Annotated in this window: 14 protein-coding genes and 1 pseudogene; 12 read left to right on the top strand and 3 right to left on the bottom strand. The window is 63.5% G+C overall.

Annotation, left to right across the window (positions count from 1 at the left end; translation table 11 throughout):
* Positions 1 to 276 precede the first annotated feature (276 nt).
* The 4 genes from PSO31014_RS00140 to PSO31014_RS00125 all read left to right on the top strand — a co-directional run bounded on the left by PSO31014_RS00140 (position 277) and on the right by PSO31014_RS00125 (position 4,491).
* A complete protein-coding gene (locus PSO31014_RS00140) occupies positions 277 to 555 on the top strand; it encodes a hypothetical protein (RefSeq protein ID WP_150549753.1) in 279 nt (92 codons plus the stop codon).
* Positions 545 to 799, top strand: coding sequence for a hypothetical protein (locus PSO31014_RS00135; RefSeq protein ID WP_150549752.1), 255 nt, complete (start codon positions 545 to 547; stop codon positions 797 to 799). Before PSO31014_RS00140 ends, PSO31014_RS00135 begins: the two co-directional genes overlap by 11 nt.
* 10 nt (positions 800 to 809) lie before the next feature.
* Positions 810 to 2,396 (top strand): PepSY-associated TM helix domain-containing protein, encoded by a 1,587-nt coding sequence (locus tag PSO31014_RS00130; RefSeq protein ID WP_150549751.1) that lies wholly within the window; start codon positions 810 to 812, stop codon positions 2,394 to 2,396.
* A 514-nt stretch (positions 2,397 to 2,910) separates the two neighbouring features.
* The gene (locus tag PSO31014_RS00125) at positions 2,911 to 4,491 is read left to right on the top strand and encodes an isocitrate lyase (protein WP_150549750.1); all 1,581 of its coding nucleotides are present in this window, start codon (positions 2,911 to 2,913) and stop codon (positions 4,489 to 4,491) included.
* 91 nt (positions 4,492 to 4,582) lie between these two features.
* On the opposite strand, the gene PSO31014_RS00120 is transcribed toward PSO31014_RS00125, so the two are convergent.
* On the bottom strand, positions 4,583 to 5,353 hold the full coding sequence (locus PSO31014_RS00120; RefSeq protein WP_150549749.1) for a ferredoxin--NADP reductase: 771 nt from the start codon (positions 5,351 to 5,353) through the stop codon (positions 4,583 to 4,585).
* A gap of 737 nt (positions 5,354 to 6,090) precedes the next feature.
* On the opposite strand from PSO31014_RS00120, the gene PSO31014_RS00115 reads away from it, so the two are divergent.
* A complete protein-coding gene (locus PSO31014_RS00115; protein ID WP_150549748.1) occupies positions 6,091 to 6,369 on the top strand; it encodes an HU family DNA-binding protein in 279 nt (92 codons plus the stop codon).
* 370 nt (positions 6,370 to 6,739) lie between these two features.
* Positions 6,740 to 7,777 carry a CHAD domain-containing protein gene (locus PSO31014_RS00110; protein WP_174976319.1) on the top strand — a complete coding sequence of 346 codons (1,038 nt, stop codon included), beginning with the start codon at positions 6,740 to 6,742 and terminating at the stop codon, positions 7,775 to 7,777.
* Positions 7,778 to 7,795: 18 nt separating this feature from the next.
* Here PSO31014_RS00110 and PSO31014_RS00105 read toward each other — a convergent pair whose 3' ends face one another.
* The gene (locus PSO31014_RS00105; RefSeq protein WP_150549746.1) at positions 7,796 to 10,246 is read right to left on the bottom strand and encodes a heavy metal translocating P-type ATPase; all 2,451 of its coding nucleotides are present in this window, start codon (positions 10,244 to 10,246) and stop codon (positions 7,796 to 7,798) included.
* 68 nt (positions 10,247 to 10,314) lie between these two features.
* On the opposite strand from PSO31014_RS00105, the gene PSO31014_RS00100 reads away from it, so the two are divergent.
* From PSO31014_RS00100 to PSO31014_RS00080, 5 genes and pseudogenes are all read left to right on the top strand, one after another.
* On the top strand, positions 10,315 to 10,785 hold the full coding sequence (locus PSO31014_RS00100) for a Cd(II)/Pb(II)-responsive transcriptional regulator (RefSeq protein WP_150549745.1): 471 nt from the start codon (positions 10,315 to 10,317) through the stop codon (positions 10,783 to 10,785).
* 370 nt (positions 10,786 to 11,155) lie between these two features.
* Positions 11,156 to 12,391 (top strand): annotated as a pseudogene (locus PSO31014_RS00095) (NAD(P)/FAD-dependent oxidoreductase); the annotation flags it as partial.
* A gap of 316 nt (positions 12,392 to 12,707) precedes the next feature.
* Positions 12,708 to 14,042, top strand: a complete 1,335-nt coding sequence (locus PSO31014_RS00090; RefSeq protein WP_150549743.1) for a putative bifunctional diguanylate cyclase/phosphodiesterase — start codon at positions 12,708 to 12,710, stop codon at positions 14,040 to 14,042.
* Between the two features lie 149 nt (positions 14,043 to 14,191).
* Positions 14,192 to 15,475: a phospholipase A gene (locus tag PSO31014_RS00085; protein WP_150549742.1), complete on the top strand. Its 1,284-nt coding sequence runs from the start codon at positions 14,192 to 14,194 to the stop codon at positions 15,473 to 15,475.
* Between the two features lie 293 nt (positions 15,476 to 15,768).
* Positions 15,769 to 15,984, top strand: a complete 216-nt coding sequence (locus PSO31014_RS00080; RefSeq protein ID WP_150549741.1) for a DUF1289 domain-containing protein — start codon at positions 15,769 to 15,771, stop codon at positions 15,982 to 15,984.
* Here PSO31014_RS00080 and PSO31014_RS00075 read toward each other — a convergent pair.
* A complete protein-coding gene (locus tag PSO31014_RS00075; RefSeq protein WP_150549740.1) occupies positions 15,965 to 17,398 on the bottom strand; it encodes an aldehyde dehydrogenase family protein in 1,434 nt (477 codons plus the stop codon). The genes PSO31014_RS00080 and PSO31014_RS00075 overlap by 20 nt on opposite strands.
* A gap of 335 nt (positions 17,399 to 17,733) precedes the next feature.
* On the opposite strand from PSO31014_RS00075, the gene PSO31014_RS00070 reads away from it, so the two are divergent.
* The gene (locus PSO31014_RS00070) at positions 17,734 to 18,933 is read left to right on the top strand and encodes an NnrS family protein (RefSeq protein ID WP_150549739.1); all 1,200 of its coding nucleotides are present in this window, start codon (positions 17,734 to 17,736) and stop codon (positions 18,931 to 18,933) included.
* Positions 18,934 to 18,946 lie beyond the last annotated feature (13 nt).

Below are 18,946 nucleotides of genomic sequence, written 5' to 3'. Positions count from 1 at the left end.
GGCGTTTGCCGCTTGCCGGCTGACGCCTGACACCTGACGCTTGCTGCTTGACGCCTGACGTGCACTCAGGCGCGGCACCCCATTTTCAGGTGCGCTATTTGGGGATTTGACGAATCATGCTATAAATGCGAATCGTTTTCGTTAACATTCGCATCATCACTGAAAAATGTGTGATCGCTGCGTTTGTCCGGAACCGCTTTCGATCGGCCTCGTCAGTCGCGTCGCCAAAGGGTGGCGTCTTCGCTTGCGGGCCATATTTTCATGTGATTCCCGAGCATGTTGATTGGATTGGCTATTGCCCTGGCATGGCTGGCAGGCGGCGCCTGCTATCTCACCTCTGAGCACCAGCGTGTGCGCGCACGACGTTTGGCTGCACAGCCCGCCCGGTCGCTCTCGCTGGTGGCCGCCATTGCCAGCCTGAGTTGCTGGTGGCTGGCGGCCGGCGCGTCGGCCGGCATCGCGGCGGCGTTCATGTCGCTGTGTTTCGGCCAGCTTTTCTGGCCGTATGCGGTGGGCGGCTGGCGCTCTCTGCGTGGAGACGCCCATGTGGAGTAGAACCTTCGCGGGCCTGGTGCTCGGCGGCTTCGCGGCGATGGCGCTGTGCGGCGCTATCGCCCACCTGACGCCGGCCGGTTGGCAAACGGCGGTGATTCCCGTCATCGCCCTCTTCCCGCTCCTGTGGCTTGGCCTCTGTGCCGTAGCCTACGCGAGCCGCACCGCCAAACACGCGTGGGTTGGCCTTGGCGCCACCACCGTCGTCGCCTGGGTTGCGCTGCTGTTGGCGCACGCCGTCGGGTAAGGATTGTTCAATGCGCGCCCAAACCCTTCGTCAATATCTGAGTGTCCATACGTGGGCCGGCATCGTCGCCGGCTTCGCGCTGTTTACCGCCATGCTCGGCGGCGCCCTGACCGTCTTCCATCATGAGATCGAACGCTGGGAGCAGCCCGCCACGCGTCATGCACCGCTCTCGCTCGCGCAAACGGAACAGCTCGCCGAGCGGGTTCGCATGCAATTCCCGGCCGCGCGCGAACAGATGGGCGTGGTGTTGCCCAATCACTCGCCGACCCCCTTTGCCTACTGGCAGGAGCCGAACGGCGAATGGCAACAGGCACGCCTGCACGCCAACGCCGAGGGTACCGCGGCGTCGCTCGTGATCGGCGATGCGCGCCCGGGCCTGTCGGGCACGGTCAATGCGCTGCACTACTCGCTGTCGATTCCGACCTACGGCCTGTATCTCATGGGCGTGGTGTCGCTGTTCTACGGCATGGCGTTGATCTCGGGCGTGATCGTGCATCTGCCGCGCATAACGCGAGACCTCTTTGCGTTGCGCCCGGGACGCAACGTCAAGCGCTTCTGGCAGGACGCGCATAACGCCATCGGCGTGCTGAGTCTGCCGTTTCATATTGTCTTCGCGCTGACAGGGGCGCTGCTGTGTCTCCTCCTGCCGCTGATGATGGCGTTCAACGTCGTGACGTTCGATAACAAGCTGCTATCGCAAATTCCGCAGATAACGGGCGCGGTGCCGGCAACGATCGCACCGGTCGACGGCAAGCCGCTCGGTCTCACAGCCCTGCTCGCCCGCGCCGAGCACGCGGCGCCCGACATGGAAGCGACCGCCGTGGCGTGGACCCGCTACGGCAAGCCGGACGCGGTGGCCGAAGTCTACGGCGAGGCCAGCGACTCGCTGGGTGTGTTCTCGGCCGTGGCCGTGCGCCTGAACGACGGGGCGATCGTCGGTCAGCATAGCCCCGGCCTTCGTGACGCCAACCACGCGGTGCTCAGCATGATCTACGGCGCCCACTTCGGTAACTTCGCGGGCGACGCCATGCGCTGGGTGTACTTCGCCCTGGGCCTGATGGGTGCGGTGCTCGTCTACAGCGGCAACCTGCTCTGGCTCGAATCGCGTCGCAAGCGCAACGCCACCCTACAACCCGCCCATCTGCGAGGGATGGCCAAGGCCACCGCCGGCGTGTTTCTCGGCACATGCCTGGGGATTGCCGCGGCCTTCGTCGGTGCGATCGTCGCACCCGACATGACGGCACTCTCGATCTTCATCGCCACGCTCACCGCCTCGATGCTTTTCGCCGCGCTTGCGGCGCCGGCGGTGGCAGCCACGGGACTACTCGCGGCGACGGCGCTCGTCTGCCTCACTATCCCGGCAGCCGACGCCCTGCTCACGCCGGACAATCTCGTGCGCTCGATGGCTGCAGGCGATTGGGTGCTGGCCGGCGTTGACCTCGTCGCTATCGTCTGCGCGGGCGGATTTGCACTGTTCGCGTGCGCGACCTGGAAACGCGCCCGCGGCGGCGATCCGCACAGCGTGTGGGCACGACCCGCGCCGAATTCCGCTGCCCCGACCTCGGAAGCCGGCGCTGACCTGAGCGCCAAGCCCTAGCAGCGAGTCGCACGCAAGGTCATGTCGACGCGCGCCTGACCGGCTGCCTGTCGATCCGAGGCGCTCGGCCTTCCAAGACGAGATCAGGCCCCAGCCGAGTCCGGCTGGCGGCTTGCGTAGCGCGCTTGTCCGCAGATTGCATCGCGCCACGCATCGCGCGTTGGAACGTCGCCTCGTCTGAACAGATGTCCACAAAATCATTCCGCCAGCGATCGTTGCTCGCGCCATCCGCGCTTGTCCCGTCTCCGGTTAACGAAAGCACATTTCACATTGCGGAATTCGCTTGAAATTTCGCTCACCTCATTTTTCCGTCACTCGAAAACGTGTTTCGAATTGCGAAATAGCGTGCTTATGTCATTGAAAAATAAACATAAATTAACTCTTATGTCTTATATAAGACTTGATCAAACCGCGCCAAACGGCGGTACCATTTCGTCATGCAGTTCGCTTCGGCATACGGGGGCGACACGCTGAACCCTTTATTCAAACGCGCTTTGCTCTCTGGAGAGGCAACATGACCCAATATCAAGACGACATCACCGCTGTGGCTGGTTTGAAGCAGAAACAAGGCAGCGCCTGGGATGCCATCAATCCCGAATATGCCGCACGCATGCGTGCCCAGAACCGATTCAAAACGGGTCTGGACATTGCCAAGTACACGGCCAAGATCATGCGCGCCGACATGGCCGCCTACGATGCGGACCCGTCCAAGTACACCCAGTCGCTGGGTTGCTGGCACGGCTTCATCGGCCAGCAGAAGATGATCTCCATCAAGAAGCACTTCAACACCACCGACCGCAGCTACCTTTATCTGTCGGGTTGGATGGTTGCCGCACTGCGCTCGGAGTTCGGACCGCTGCCGGACCAGTCGATGCACGAGAAAACCTCCGTCACCGCGTTGATCCGCGAGCTGTACACCTTCCTGCGCCAAGCGGACGCCCGCGAACTCGGCGGCCTGTTCCGCCAACTGGACGCGGCCGACGGGGCTGCCAAGGCCGCCATCCAGGAAAAAATCGACAACCACGTCACCCACGTCGTGCCAATCATCGCCGACATCGACGCGGGTTTCGGTAACGCGGAAGCCACCTACCTGCTGGCCAAGCAGTTCATCGAAGCCGGCGCATGCTGCATTCAGATCGAGAATCAGGTGTCCGACGAGAAGCAATGCGGTCACCAGGATGGCAAAGTCACCGTGCCGCACGAAGACTTCCTCGCCAAGATCCGCGCGATTCGCTACGCCTTCCTGGAACTGGGCGTGGACGACGGCATCATTGTGTCCCGCACCGACTCGCTGGGCGCCGGCCTGACCAAGCAGATCGCTGTGACCCACACGCCGGGCGACTTGGGCGACCAATACAACTCCTTCCTCGATTGCGACGAAATTTCGGCGGATGCCCTGGGCAATGGCGACGTCGTCATCAAGCGCGATGGCAAGCTGCTGCGTCCTAAGCGCCTGCCTAGCAACCTGTTCCAGTTCCGCGCGGGTACGGGCGAAGCGCGCTGCGTGCTGGATTCGATCACTGCGCTGCAAAACGGCGCCGACCTGCTGTGGATCGAAACCGAAAAGCCGCATATCGCCCAGATCGCCGGCATGGTCAGCGAGATTCGCAAAGTCATCCCGAACGCGAAGCTGGTGTACAACAACAGCCCGTCGTTCAATTGGACCTTGAACTTCCGTCAGCAGACGTATGACGCGATGAAGGCAGCCGGCAAGGATGTCTCAGCCTACGAGCGTGGCCAGTTGATGAGCGAGGAATACGATCACACCGAATTGGCCGCCGTCGCCGACGAAAGAATTCGCACGTTCCAGGCCGATGCGGCGCGCGAAGCCGGTGTCTTCCATCACCTGATCACGCTGCCGACGTACCACACCGCCGCACTGTCGACCGACAACCTGGCCAAGGAATACTTCGGCGATCAGGGCATGCTCGGCTATGTGGCTGGCGTGCAGCGCCAGGAAATCCGCCAAGGCATCGCCTGCGTGAAGCACCAGAATATGTCCGGCTCGGACATCGGCGACGACCACAAGGAGTATTTCAGCGGCGCAGCGGCCCTCAAAGCGGCGGGGAAAGACAACACCATGAACCAGTTCTAACCCGTTCCGATGATAAAAAAACCGCTCGATCGAGCGGTTTTTTTTCGTCCCAAGGCAGCAAGCGCTGCCTTGAGCATGGCGGCTGACGGACTTAGCCGACGAACGCACGCTCGACGAGGTAATGCCCCGGGGCGTGGTTGTGGCCTTCCACGAAGCCGCGCTTCTCCAGCAGCTCGCGGGTGTCCTTGAGCATGGCCGGGCTACCGCACAACATGATGCGGTCGTTTTCCGGCGAGAATTCCGGCAGACCGATGTCGGCGAACATCTTGCCCGACTCGACCAGCTCCGTGATACGGCCCTGGTTCTCGAACTCTTCTCGCGTCACCGTCGGATAGTAGATCAGCTTGTCGCGCACGTATTCACCCAAATACTCGTGCGCCGGCAGATGCTGCGTAATCAGATCGCGATACGCCAGTTCGCTGGTGAAGCGGCAGCCGTGAACCAGGATGATGTGCTCGTAGCGATCGTAGACTTCCGGATCGCGGATGATACTCATGAATGGCGCGAGGCCCGTGCCCGTCGAAAGCAGGTACAGATTCTTGCCCGGCAACAGGTTGTCGTCGATGAGCGTGCCGGTCGGCTTGCGACCAACGATGACCTTGTCACCCGGCTTCAAGTGCTGCAGACGCGAGGTCAGCGGACCGTCCTGCACCTTGATGCTCAGAAACTCAAGCTCTTCCTCGTAATTCGCGCTCGCCATGCTGTAGGCGCGCAGCAGCGGTTTGCCTTCCACTTCCAGCCCGATCATCGTGAACTGGCCATTGACGTAACGGAACGAAGCGTCGCGAGTGGTCTTGAAGCTGAACAACGTATCAGTCCAGTGGTGGACTTCCAGCACGGTCTGTTGATTCTGAGTACTCATATTGGCTTGACGTATGACGACGGGCGGCGGCGCGGCACATCGACGGGATTGACGCCCGAATCGCCTGACATGCGAGTGCGCGAGCCGTCCTTGATGGCCCCGATGCCCGAACCTCAGGCGCGTCAGGAAGACGCACTTCCGGTTTTGGGCGGGAAAACCCCATTATTTTACCTCAAACGGGAATTGCTTTCATTTGTCCCCATCGGGTTGCAGGGGTTTTGGCGGAATCGTGCGTCAACGCAGCACGCCGACTCGACGGGACATTCGCGAAGTCCTTCGTATTCCGACGGATGTGACGCATCGAGCGGATCGCCAGGCAAGTCGACGCGAACCAAAAGTCGCGCGAGTGCGCAAGCCCCCCTCGGCTAGGGAAACCCCCAAAGCCCGCCCAGCAAGGGATTGCGCCGGCGCATGACCGGAGATGCCTGTAGTTACCGGGTTTTTATCATCATGAACAAGAAAGTACGCGGCATCGCACAACAAAATGGCCGCAAACCGTTGTCAGGACTGGCCCACAGCCCGCCGAAGGCTCTATAATGCGGCTGCCCGGCCAGTGTCGGCGCCCTCTCGAGGCGTGACGGGATGGATCTTAGGATCGCGTTTGCGTGACGTGTCGCGATGGCGACTTTCTGGCATGTGCCGCGTGCCTTATGGCGCGGATACAACACCGACACTCGCCAAATGGCGAAAGTGTTAGAGTTGTCGCCGGTATTCACCACCTCTCAAGGGAAACACACATGAACAAACAGGAACTGATCGACGCCGTCGCTGGTGTTACGGGTGCTAGCAAGGCTCAAACCGGCGAAACCCTCGACACTCTGATCGAGACCATCAAGAAGGCCGTCGCCAAGGGTGACGCGGTCCAGTTGATCGGCTTCGGCTCGTTCGGTTCGGGCAAGCGCGCCGCACGTACCGGCCGCAACCCGAAGACCGGCGAAGCGATCAAGATCCCGGCCGCCAAGACCGTGAAGTTCACGGCTGGCAAGGCGTTCAAGGACGCTGTGAACAAGAAGTAAAACCAGTTGCGCGCAGGCCGGCCTTCGGGCCGGCCTATCTTTTTTGCTCGCATGGCCGCCCTGCGGTGTGCGGCAATGGATACGCGTCACGTCATCCTCTCGCGAGGTCCACGACTGATGTGACGCTGCGTGCCTCGCGGGTGTCCTGCACACTGCAGCTCGGGCACCGGGCGCCCGCGACGAGACGCTCCCAACGTCTTCTCCTGCCGTTCTCCGGCAGCGACCCTCCTGTTGTCATCCTCCGCCGTCAACACCCACCGTTCCGATGCGCATTGCGGATGGCTTTTTGCGAATCGCCGCACCTCGCGCAGCCCTCGCGCCAACCTGTCGCATCGGTCTTCCTTGGCGCTTGGCCGCAGGCAACTATGCTATGTTGCGTGACATGACACGCGTGACGACAGCGGCCATCGCCGCCGCCATCGAGGGACCGCCCGCTGCCGGCCAGGCCCCCACGGAGACGCGCACGGCGCTTGGCGCCGGGCGCATGCGGCGCATGTCCGCCGCACGGCTGCTCGTGACCCTTGCCGCGCAGATCCTGCAATCATGGCCATCGTTACCGACGGCTGGCGAGAACGACGGCGACACCGCGTCCATCGACGCCGAGGCCGTGCACCAGTTGCGAATTGCGATACGCCGTCTGCGCGCATTGATCGACGTTTTTTCACCGTGGCTCAAGCCTCGCTGGCACCATCGAATGAACGGGGAATTGCGCTGGCTGGGGCAATCGATGGGCCCCACGCGAGATACGGATGTTCTGGCGACAACGACGTTACCCGCACTGCGCGCCGACTATCCGGACATCGATTGGCCTGCGGTGGATAACCACGTCGAACATCTGCGCCGCGATGCGCGCGCACAAGTTGCTGCGGCATTGACCGGCGAGCGTCAGCAGGCATTGCATGCGTTGCTGCTGAGGGCATTCGGCATTCGCCAGGACGGCCGATGCAAGATTTGCTCGGCCAAGGCATTGCGACGCCCCTCCCGTACGCCAGGCAAGCGACCACGCGCGTTGGCGAAGCATGCCCGCAACATGCTGCGTGCCCAATACGTTGCGTTATTTCCGGATTGTCGCCAGTTGGCCATGCTCGACACCGAGCAGTTGCACGCGTTGCGCGTGAAGATCAAGAAGGCCCGTTACAGCGCCGAACTGTTGACGCCGTGGCTGCGCAAATCGGTCTGCTCGCCCTACGAGAGCACACTGCATGCCGCACAGACGCTCCTTGGCCAACTCAACGATGCCGTCGTCGCGCAGCGAATGTGCGAAGGCATGCCGTTGCGCGACGAGCAGCGCGACGCCTTGATCCGACGCCTCGATACGATCATCGTCAACACCACTAGCCGCGCGGCACACGTGCTGGGCCAGTTGCCAGACGCGCACACGCTGGAGCGCGGCATGCGCGGCCGCTGAGCGCCGGGCGCTCGGCGCTCACGCCACCTTCGTGCGCAGCAGGCGCGTGCCGTTTGCAATCACCAGCAAGCTGGCCCCCACATCGGCGAACACCGCCATCCACAGCGACGCCAGCCCGACCACCGCCAGCGCGAAGAACACGACCTTGATGGCGAGCGCCACGGCAATATTCTGCTTGAGCACCGTTGCCGCACGCCTCGACAGCGTCAGGAAGGCCGGCAACTTGTGGAGGTCATCGTCCATCAGCGTGACGTCGGCCGTCTCCAGGGCACTGTCGGTGCCCGTCACGCCCATCGCGAAACCGACGTCGGCGGCCGCGAGCGCAGGGGCGTCGTTAATGCCGTCACCGACCATGCCCACGTACCCGTACGTCTCCCGAAGGGCCGACACCGCCTGCAATTTGTCTTCCGGCAGCATTTCGGCACGCACGTCGCTCACACCCGCCTGCCGACCGATCACTTCCGCAGTCGCACGATTGTCGCCGGTCAGCATCACCGTGCGAACGCCCATGTCGGCCAAGCGCGCGATGGCGTCACGGCTTTCCACGCGCAGCGTATCGGCGACCGCCAGCACGGCGATCGTCTGCGTTTCACTAGCCAGCACGATGGCCGTGCGGGCTTGCGCCTCGAGACGTGCCAACGTCGCCTCCACGTGCGCATTGCACACGCCGAGGGATTCGATCAGACGATGGTTGCCGAGGTAGTACAGGGTTTGACCGATGCGCCCCTTCACGCCCATACCGGCGAGTGCCTCGACCTCCGTCACGGACGGTAATGTACCGAGACCCGCTCGCGTATAGCCGTCGACCACGGCGCGCGCAATCGGATGGGTGGTTTGTGCGTCGAGCGCGGCGGCAAGGGTGAGCGCCTCGTCGTGTGTCGATTCGCCCAGCGGTACCACGTCGGTCAGGCGCGGCTCGCCACGCGTCAGCGTGCCCGTCTTGTCGAGCGCCACCGCGCGGATCAGACGGCCGGTTTCCAGAAACGCACCGCCCTTGATCAGGATGCCGGCACGGGCGGCGGCCGTCAGACCGCTCACGACCGTGACCGGCGTCGAAATCACCAGCGCACACGGACACGCGATGACCAGCATCACCAGCGCCTTGTAGATCCAGGGCGACCACGCCAGACCCAAGGCCAGCGGCGGCACGAGCGCGACGAGCAACGCGCACAGCACGACAGTCGGCGCGTAGATCCGCGAGAACTTGTCGACGAAACGCTGCGTCGGTGATCGTTGCTGCTGCGCGGTCTCCACGATTCGCACAATGCGGGCGAGTGTCGTATCGCCCGGCGCAACGCGCGTGCGATACACGATCAAACCGCTTTCGTTGATGCTGCCCGCGTAGACCTCGTCGCCCACCGTCTTGTCGACGGGAACGCTCTCACCGGTGATCGACGCCTGATTGAGCGCCGAACTGCCCTGCTCGATCACGCCGTCGATGGCAATGCGCTCCCCCGGCCGCGCACGCACGCGCGTGCCCACCGCAAGCGATGCCGAGGGCACGTCCAACCAGTTGCCATCCGGCTGTTCGACCGACGCCCGATCGGGCGCCAGGCGCATCAGCGCTTCGACGGCCCGGCGGGCACGCGTGAGCGATGCGGCTTCGAGCTTTTCCGACAAGGCGAACAGCACGATCACCATCGCCGCTTCCGGCCATTGCCCGATGCACATTGCGCCAATCACGGCCAGCGACATCAGGAAATGAATGTTCAGCGTGAGGTGACGCAGCGCGATCCAGCCCTTCTTGAGCGTCGGCAGACCGCACGCCAGAATGGCGGCCACCACCACGGCGCCGACCCAGGGACTGTGCTCAGGCACGCCGGACCAGACCGCGATCTCGCTTGCCGCAGCCAGCAAGCCTCCCGCCACCAGACGGGCAATGTCTGCCTTGCGGCTCGCGGGGGGCGGCGGTGCATTGGTGTCGCCGGCGGCCAGCGGCACCGGCGTCATGCCAAGCTTTCGCAAGGTGTCGGCGACCGCCTCCCCTTCTCGGACAATGTCGGTCGACGACGCGTTGTCGTCGAAAACGATTGTCAATTCTCGCTTGAGCAGATTGAAGTACAGCGCATCGACGCCGGGCCGATGCTCAAGCTGATCGCGGATGAGACGCTCTTCCGTCGGGCAATCCATCTGATCGATCCGGAAACGGGCCTGCGGCGCCCCCGTCGCTGGCATCGGTTCGTCGGGCGCAAAACGCGCAGCGCCTGCGCAACACGACGCATCGTCATGCGCATGCGCAGGACTAGGGCCGCATGTGGCGACATGATCGTGCGCATGTTCGTGGTCGTGGCCGTGCGAGTGGCCGTGCGAGTGGTCGTGCGAGCGGCCGTGAGCTTGCCCGTGTTCGCTCTCGTTGGCGTCTGAGGGGTCGTGCCGATGCCCGTGATCGTGACGCTGACCGGGGTCATGCGTGGGGTGATCTGTCGCCGTCGAGCCGGCCAGACGGGCCGATTCCGAGGGGTGGGACATGGGAACTCCTGATTGACTGATTCGTGTTACCCTCCATTCAAAACCCTGTAGTCACTACGGAGTCAAGCATGAAAATCGGAGAACTGGCCCGCGCGGCGGGTACCGATGTCGAAACGATCCGCTATTACGAGCGGGCGGGCCTGCTCGCGGCCCCGCCGCGCACCGACGCCGGGTATCGCGCCTACGGCGACGACCATCTGGAAGCGCTGCGTTTCATCCGCCACTGCCGCTCGCTCGACATGCCGCTCGCCGATGCGAAACGTCTCGGCGAACTCGCCCACGACACGAACGTGACGTGCGAAGACGCGAACCAGTTGATCGAAGCTCACCTTACTCGCGTGCATGCCCGCATTCACGAGTTGCAAGCGCTCGAACAACAGTTGCTGCACCTTCAGGCGCAATGCCATAGCCGCCACGAAACCAGCGATTGCGGCATCTTGCGTGCCCTCATGCAAGGCGCGCATGGCGAGGCCTGCGCGTGCCACAGCGAAATCGACCCGATCGAAGTCGCCTGCGACCACGATCACTCACCCATGTAAACCTCGCGGGCGTCGCCGTCGTGCCGCGCCCCACTGCCGACGCCCCGGGTATCGACACCCCCGGCCACGGCAAAGCGCGCACGCCTCTACAGTCCCTCACGCGTGCTTGCCGCTCGCACGCCAACCTCGGCTCGGTTTGCCCTGAGCGTGGCGACGATTGTGAAGAATGGCGGCGTTTCCCCTGAAAACAAGGGCAAACCGACACAGTTTCTATATACAATGTCCCGCACACGAACACGCGGGTAGGAACCTATTCGTGTGAGCCGCCAGCGCGCGGCGTTCAGGATGCCCATCGATATGTTGGCATCCGTTTCAATTTTGCTTATTTGTCGGAGACCTTATGTCCAGCGATGTATCCGCTACGCCCACCCCCGCGACGGAAAGCACCGCCGACATCGTGATCATGGGTGCTGGGGCGGCGGGAATTTCCGTGGCGGCCAGTCTGCGACGCCGCCGTCCATCGCTCTCGATCACGATCGTGGACCCCGCCGACACGCATTACTACCAGCCGGCCTGGACGCTCGTCGGTGCCGGCGAGTTCGATGCGGCGCGCACGGCGCGTCCGATGTCGAGCGTCATTCCCAACGGCGTGACGTGGATTCAGGCGGCTGTCACCGCTTTCGCGCCGGACCACCAGCAAATCCTGCTCTCGGACGGTCGTCGCCTCGGCTATCGCTACCTCATCGTGGCGCCGGGCCTGCAACTGAACTGGGAGGCCATCGACGGCCTGACCGACACGCTCGGACGTAACGGTGTCACGTCAAACTATCGCTTCGATCTCGCGCCCTATACGTGGTCGCTGGTGCGCGACTTCAAGGGTGGCAATGCGCTGTTCACGCAACCGCCGATGCCGATCAAGTGCGCGGGGGCGCCGCAAAAGGCAATGTATCTGTCGGCACACACCTGGCGTCGGAACGGTGTGCACAACAAGACGAAGATCGAATTCCATCTCGTGGCCCCGGCCCTTTTTGGCGTGAAGGATTACATCCCCGCGCTCATGGAATACGTCAAGCGCTACGAGATTTCGCTCAATCATCTCTCGCACCTGCGGGCGGTCGACGGGGAACGTCGCGTGGCCCGCTTCGAGATTTTCGACGCCGACGGTCAATCGCAGTTCGTCGACAAGCCCTTCGACTTGCTGCACGTTGTCCCGCCGCAAAGTGCACCGGATGTGTTGCGCGCAAGCCCGTTGGCCGACGCGGCCGGCTGGTGCGAAGTCGATCCGGCCACACTGCGCCACGCGCGCTTTGCCAATATTTTCGGCGCGGGCGATGCCATCTCCGCACCCAACGCCAAGACGGCTGCCGCCGCACGCAAGCAGGCGGTTGTCGTTGCCGAGAACCTGCTCGCCGCCATGGACGGCCGTCCGCTGCCCATGCACTACGACGGCTATGGCGCTTGTCCGCTCACGGTCGAACACGGCAAGATCGTGCTCGCGGAATTTGGCTATGGCGGCAAGCTCATGCCCACGTTCCCCCTCGACGGCACGAAAGCGAACCGTATCGCGTGGATGCTGAAAAAGTATGTGCTGCCAAAGATTTATTGGGATGTCATGCTTCGCGGTCGCGAGTGGCTGGCGCAACCCAGTCGTCCCGGCCATAGGTAAAACCCGAACTCAATTTTCAAAGACGGGTGCCGTTAATGGACATAGGACCCGGTTTCGCGACCGGGCACGAGCTTCTTGTCGGGCCACGCCTAGTGCGCGGTCTGCCTGAGCGCGAGGAACGCGGTGCCATGGCCGGCAAGCCTTATCCGCCTCCTCGCACGACGGCCGACACATTTTCGCGTCTTATGCAGAACATGATTCAAGGGCTTTCTGGCGGCACGACCTGTTCGACGCGTGAGCTTCCTCTGCCGGGGGGCGCTGCCCACGGCGATGACAAACGTTCAACCTTACGGGCGACGTCTGCCTGCTTGCCGAGATGAACGATACCAACGCGTTGCGACGGCAAGTTGTCCTCGCCGATCTACTGCTGGATCGCCAGCGGCTCCTGCGCGCCCTTAGTCTGGAGTTGCGCACCCCGAATCCGCCAGGCAGCCACTGTGCGCTGGTCGTGCTGCACGTGGGCCGCGGACAGCGTATGGCGACCCGCCAACCGGCCATTTCAGACGCCGATCTGCTCGCCACCGTCGCGTTTCGCGTCGGTTCGCGCATTCGTCGCCGCGACATCATCGGTCGCGCGTCCGATCAGCAGATCGCCATCTTGCTGCGCGATCTCGGCAGCCGCGAGGCGGCGATACAGATCACCCGCCGCTTCATTCGCGCTGGCGAATCGCCGGTACCCTGCGGTGACGGCTTGCTCTACCCGATTATCTCGGCGGGGATCACCCATCTGCCCCAGGTCCCGGTGTGGCCCGCCACACTGCTTGAGCACACGTCGGATGTCGCCGACCAGGCAATTCGCGAGAGCGCCTCGCGGTTTCTCGTGACCGAGGCCCCGGCGGCGCCCACAGACAGTGTCAATCCGCCGGATGAAGCCGGCAACGAGCACCACTGGCGCAACGCCATCGAACGCGCGCTGTCGGGGTCGGAATTCCGGCTGCACTACCAGCCACAGATCGACATGCGCACGCACCGGCTAACCGGTCTCGAGGCGCTCATCCGCTGGCAGCGCGATGACGAGCTGATCATGCCGGGCGAATTCATTCCGGCTGCCGAGCGTTGTGACGTGATCGGCCCTATCGGCGACTGGACGCTGCACGAAGCCTGCCGCCAGCTCGATCAATGGCATACAAACGGCCACGAGTATCCGCGAGTGGCGGTGAACCTGTCGGCGCAACAAATGCGCGTGCACACCCTCGACACGATCCGCTACGCCCTCAAGCACCATCGGGTGCCGCCGGACAAGCTCGAAATCGAGATCACCGAGTCGTCGCTGATTTCGCACCTCGACGAGGCCGCAACGCTGATGAACGAACTTGTGGCGATGGGCGTGCGCCTGTCGCTCGATGATTTCGGCACCGGCTATTCAAGCTTTGTGCGGCTCAAACGCTGGCCGTTCGGCACCGTCAAGATCGACTACCAGTTCGTGGCCGGCGTGCTGCTGGGCGGCTACGACACCGAGTTGATCCGTGCCATCATCGCCATTGCCCGCAAGCTCGAAATCGAGACTGTGGCGGAAGGCGTCGAGACCAGTGCCCAGCGCGATGCACTCGCGTCGATGGGTTGCCATGCGTGGCAGGGGTATCATTGCACACGTCCCCTGCCGCCAGGACACATCGAGACGTTCATCCGCGACTGGCACGGGCGGCTGTAAGCGCGCCCGCCGCCTTCAACCGGCCGACCCTGGGTCGGCGCGCGGTGTAATCGTCGCCGTCCACCGAAAGCCCGCCCCGGCGACGCCCGGGGCGAGTCGACCCAGACATCGGGCTCACCGGCCCGGGGTCGCCAACCCAGACAGGTCCGATGCCCAAGACGAATCCCGATGCATTCGCCCCATCACCGTTTCGCGCCATTTCACTCGTTGCCGCCACCCTCTGCCTGACCCTAAGCACCGCGGCACGTGCCGACCTATCGCTCTTGCAACCTCCGCGCGCCCTCTCGGGCGGTGCGCCGTTGCAACTGACATTGCTGGCCACGCACGACGGCGACGGTCACAAGACGTTCACGTTGCCAAACACGATCGTCGTGCGTATCTCGAACGATGACTTCAAACCCACGCTGATCTCCCTCAAGCGCGCGGCGCTCGCGCCCGCGCACGTGACACTCTCGAGCGGCCAGTTCCGGCGCGTTACATACACCGCCGACCTGCCGAAGGAGCTACGCGGCTCGGTGCGCATCGAGCCGGTCGATTGGGATGCCTCGACCACGATGATCGTGCTCGATCGCGCCGCACCGACCCAGCCGATGGTGGCCGCCACGCCGGTCCCACGCGGCAGCGGTGCCGTGCCGGGAGCCGCCGTTGGCGCATCCGCGTCAGTCGCTGCCGTCGCCGCTGCCGCCCCCGACGCGATTGCACCGACAAGCGACGCCGAGTTTGCGCGCATTTCATCGAATGAGCCGATGTACATCGCCTTCGGAAAGAACGGCGACGCCAACGCACGCTTCCAGCTCAGCTTCAAGTTCCATATCCTCAAGCCGGAAAATCCCGCCTCGAAGGCCTTCCTCGACAACCTGTACTTCGGCTATACGCAGCTATCGGTCTGGGATCTGGAGGCCGAGTCGGCGCCGTTTCGCGACTCGAACTATCGGCCGAGCCTCTTCTACTACGTCCCCGACACCGGCGCGCGCGCGAGCTGGTTCTCGTCGCTGGGCGTCGCAGCGGGCTTCGAGCACGAGTCCAACGGCAAGGCGGGCGAGGATTCTCGCAGCATCAACACGCTCTTCGTCAAACCGATCTTCAAGTTCGGCAATCCCGCCGAGTACCACTGGACGGTGGCGCCGAAGCTCTACGCGTATCTCGAAAAGAAGGACAACCGCGACATCCAGGACTACCGCGGCTACCTGGACCTGCTCGTCTTGTGGGGCAAGCCGAATGGGTGGCAGATCGGCGCGACCTTGCGCAAGGGCATGAAACGCAACTACGGCAGCGTGGACCTGCAGGTGACCTATCCGCTCGGCAAGCTGATTCCGGGCACTGGCGGCTACTTGTGGCTCGGTTACTTCACCGGTTATGGCGAGGATATGCTCGACTACAACCGCCACTCTCGGTCGCAAGTGCGGATCGGGTATAGCGTGTTCCGCTGGTAGCCGAGCCGGAGAGCACCAGAAACAACCACGTGTTTGCGCTCAGGCTCGCCGGCCGCTGTCACTCGTCGCGCATGTCAGCGCGGCGAAGAACGCCGAGCCCAGCGCAAAAAGTTGCCAGCTACGCAACATAAATCATCCTTATCGCTATCCCTTGGGCTGGCGCCCACCTGAAACTCACCGGCATGTCCACCGCCAAGACCCTACCGTAGGGGATTCAACGGCGATCCGGCCATCAATGCGATAATGGTGCCTGCTTTGAACACCCCGCCCGCCTTTGGCCGACACGCCCCCCTATGTCCGAACTGCACGACCGCCCCGACAGCCCCTGCATTGGCGTTTGCTCGACGCTCTTCGACGACATCTGCAAGGGTTGCGGGCGCACCGCCGACGAAGTGTCGAACTGGGTGTTCTTGACCGACGCCGAGAAGGCCGCCGTCTGGGCGCGCATCACCCGCGAGGGCAAGGCGATGCGTTTTTGCGAGAGTCGCTCTACGACTTCGCAGCCTTGAACTGAAGCGACTTGTACTCGAGGAACTCCTCGAAGCCGTACACGCCATTCTCACGTCCGTGCCCGGACTGTTTGAATCCGCCGAACGGCGCCTTCACGTTGAATTCCCCGCCATTGATATCCACCTGCCCCGTGCGGATCTGACGCGCCACCCGTACCGCGCGCGCCTCGTCGCTCGACCACACGCCGCCACCCAGCCCGTAGATCGAATCGTTGGCGATACGCACGGCATCGGCCTCGTCCTGATACGTGATGATCGAGAGCACCGGACCGAAAATTTCCTCCTGCGCGACCGTCGCGTCAGGCGCCACGCGGCCCAGTACCGTCGGCTGGACGAAGAACCCCGCCTCGAACCCGGCCGGCACCGCGTCCCCGCCCGCGATCAATTCCGCACCTTCCGCCAGGCCTTTGCGGATATAGGTCTGAACTCGTTCGCGCTGTGCGGCGGACGCCAACGGTCCGAGACGCGTCGTTTCCTCACGCGGATCGCCCAGCGTGAAACGCGCGACAGCCTCCTTCGCCAATGCCTTGACTTCCTCATAGTGTGAGACAGGCACGAGCATGCGCGTGTGCGCCGAACACGTCTGGCCGGAGTTCAGATAGCAGGCGTTGAGCGTACCTTTCACCGCGGCGGCGAGATCCGCATCGTCGAGCACGACCGACGCCGATTTCCCGCCGAGCTCCAGTGCCACCCGCTTGACCGTCTGCGACGCGACTTCGGACACGCGCTTACCTGCCCGCGTCGATCCCGTAAAGGACACCATGTCGACGTTCGGATGCCGCACCAACGCCTCACCGACCACCGGCCCGAGCCCGGTCACCAGATTGAACACCCCGGGCGGCAGCCCCGCTTCGGCGATGACCTCGGCCAGGATGAAGGCGTTGAAAGGCGCCACTTCCGACGGCTTGAGCACCACCGTGCAACCGGCCGCCAGGGCTGGCGCCACCTTCAGCGTGATTTGATTCAGCGGGTAGTTCCACGGCGTGATCGCCGCCACCACGCCGACCGGCTCGCGCACCACCAGCGAATTGCCGACGCGCGCTTCAAATTCGAACGTCTCGGCCAATTCGGCGTATTGATTCCAGTGATAGACAGGCCCACCCACCTGAATGGCGCGAGCGAGCTTGATCGGCATGCCGGTCTCGCCCGTGATCACTTGCGCGAGCGCGTCCGTGCGCGCCTTCAGGCCCGCAGCAATCCTGCGCAGGTAGACGGCCCGCTCGGCAGGCGGCGTGGCCACCCAGCGATCGCGCGCATTCAGCGCGGCGGCAACGGCCGCCTGCACGTCGTCCGTTGCGCCCTCCGGAATGCGGCCCATGAGATTCCCATCGGCCGAATGAAAGACGTCCAGCGTTGCGCGCCCGACCGGCGCCACCCACCGGCCGTCGATGAAAAATTTGTCATACGTGATCATGCGATGTCTCCTGCGGGGAAGTTCCCGACGAGCGATCATTGTAGTCCGCGCGCCCACGCGTCTCGCACGCTCGCGACGAAATCAGTCGACTCCGACACGCAGCTTCCGAGATTCCTAAGTTACGGTCAGATGACACAAGCACCGATTGCCCGCATCGGACCGACGCGCCCACGGCATCGGGTGTCCAGAAGGCAAGCATTCTCGACAGGGTATTGGGCCCGCCCCGTTCGCCAAATAGCGCTATCGTCACGCCGTCCCCCATAAGGACATTTCTCCCCGATCGCCCCATGATGCGATAAGATGCATTTACAATACATCTTATCGCGGAGGTCGCGATGTCAATCAGCCAACCCACCACGAAACCGTCGTCGCAATCGGCCCCCGGACTGCCCCTGCTTCGGCTTGGCTTTCGCCCGTTTTACCTAGGTGGCGCAGGCTTTGCGGTATTGGCCATTGCGCTATGGCTGGCCGCGCTTCACGGCTATCCGGTCGCCGGTCGGGCCGCCCCCATGAACGGCCTCGTCTGGCATGTTCACGAGATGATATTTGGCGGCTTGGCCGCCATCGTCGTGGGATTTTTGCTCACCGCGGTTCGTGCGTGGACCTCGCTCGATACGCCCCGCGGTGCACCGCTTATGTGGCTGTGGGGCTTGTGGGCAGCGGGACGCGTACTTGTTTATTACGGACCGGAATGGCTCGCCGCGGGCGTCGATTCCCTTTTTCTTCCCGTAGTTGCCATCGTGCTGATGCGCGTGCTGATCAAGGCGAACAATCGTCGCAACCTATTTCTCCCTGTCGCCCTCGGCGCTTTCGGCGCGTTGAACGCCCTCTTCCACTGGTGGGCGTGGCAAGGACGCGTTGATCTCTCATTGCAGGCCGCTAACGCCGCCATCGGACTGGTCGTCATGTTCGTCACGGTGATCGCGGGGCGCGTAGTCCCGATGTTCACCACGAACGCGGTGCCGGGCTATTCCGCGAAGCGCTGGAAATGGATTGAAACGCTAGCCGCCCCGAGTGTCGTCATCACGCTCCTCGCAGATGCGTTCCTGTCGGTGCCCGCCCTGACGATCGTGTGCGCCGGATTCACGGTGTTGATTCACGGTATCCGGCTGGCAGGATGGCGCTCCTGGCGTGTCGGGCCTCGACCGATACTGGCGATCCTGCATGTGGCCTATGCGTGGATTCCGATCGGCTTTGCGCTTCTGGCGCTCGCGGCTGCGGGAACGATTGCGCACTCCCTTGCGATCCACGCCTTGACGGTCGGCGCGATCGGGTGCGCCATCATGGGCATGATCACTCGCACGGCACTGGGACATACCGGCCGCGCGCTGATCGCCGGGCGCTTCGAGATGGTCAGTTACGGATTGATCATTGCCGCGGCGCTCTTGCGCGTCTTCGGCCCCTGGTTGGCGAGCGGTGCCACAAGCGTCTGGATTGACGCAGCGGGCGTGTGCTGGCTAGCGGCATTTGCCGTCTATCTGATGCGCTATGCGCTCTATCTGGTGACGGCACGCGTTGACGGAAAGGACGGTTGAGCCGTCAGACCGC

It is taken from the genome of Pandoraea soli (genome assembly GCF_902459595.1).
Classification (GTDB): Bacteria; Pseudomonadota; Gammaproteobacteria; order Burkholderiales; family Burkholderiaceae; genus Pandoraea; species Pandoraea cepalis.
The sequence above is the reverse complement of the archived record's forward strand: the minus strand, read 5'-3'. Positions and strand labels throughout refer to the sequence as shown.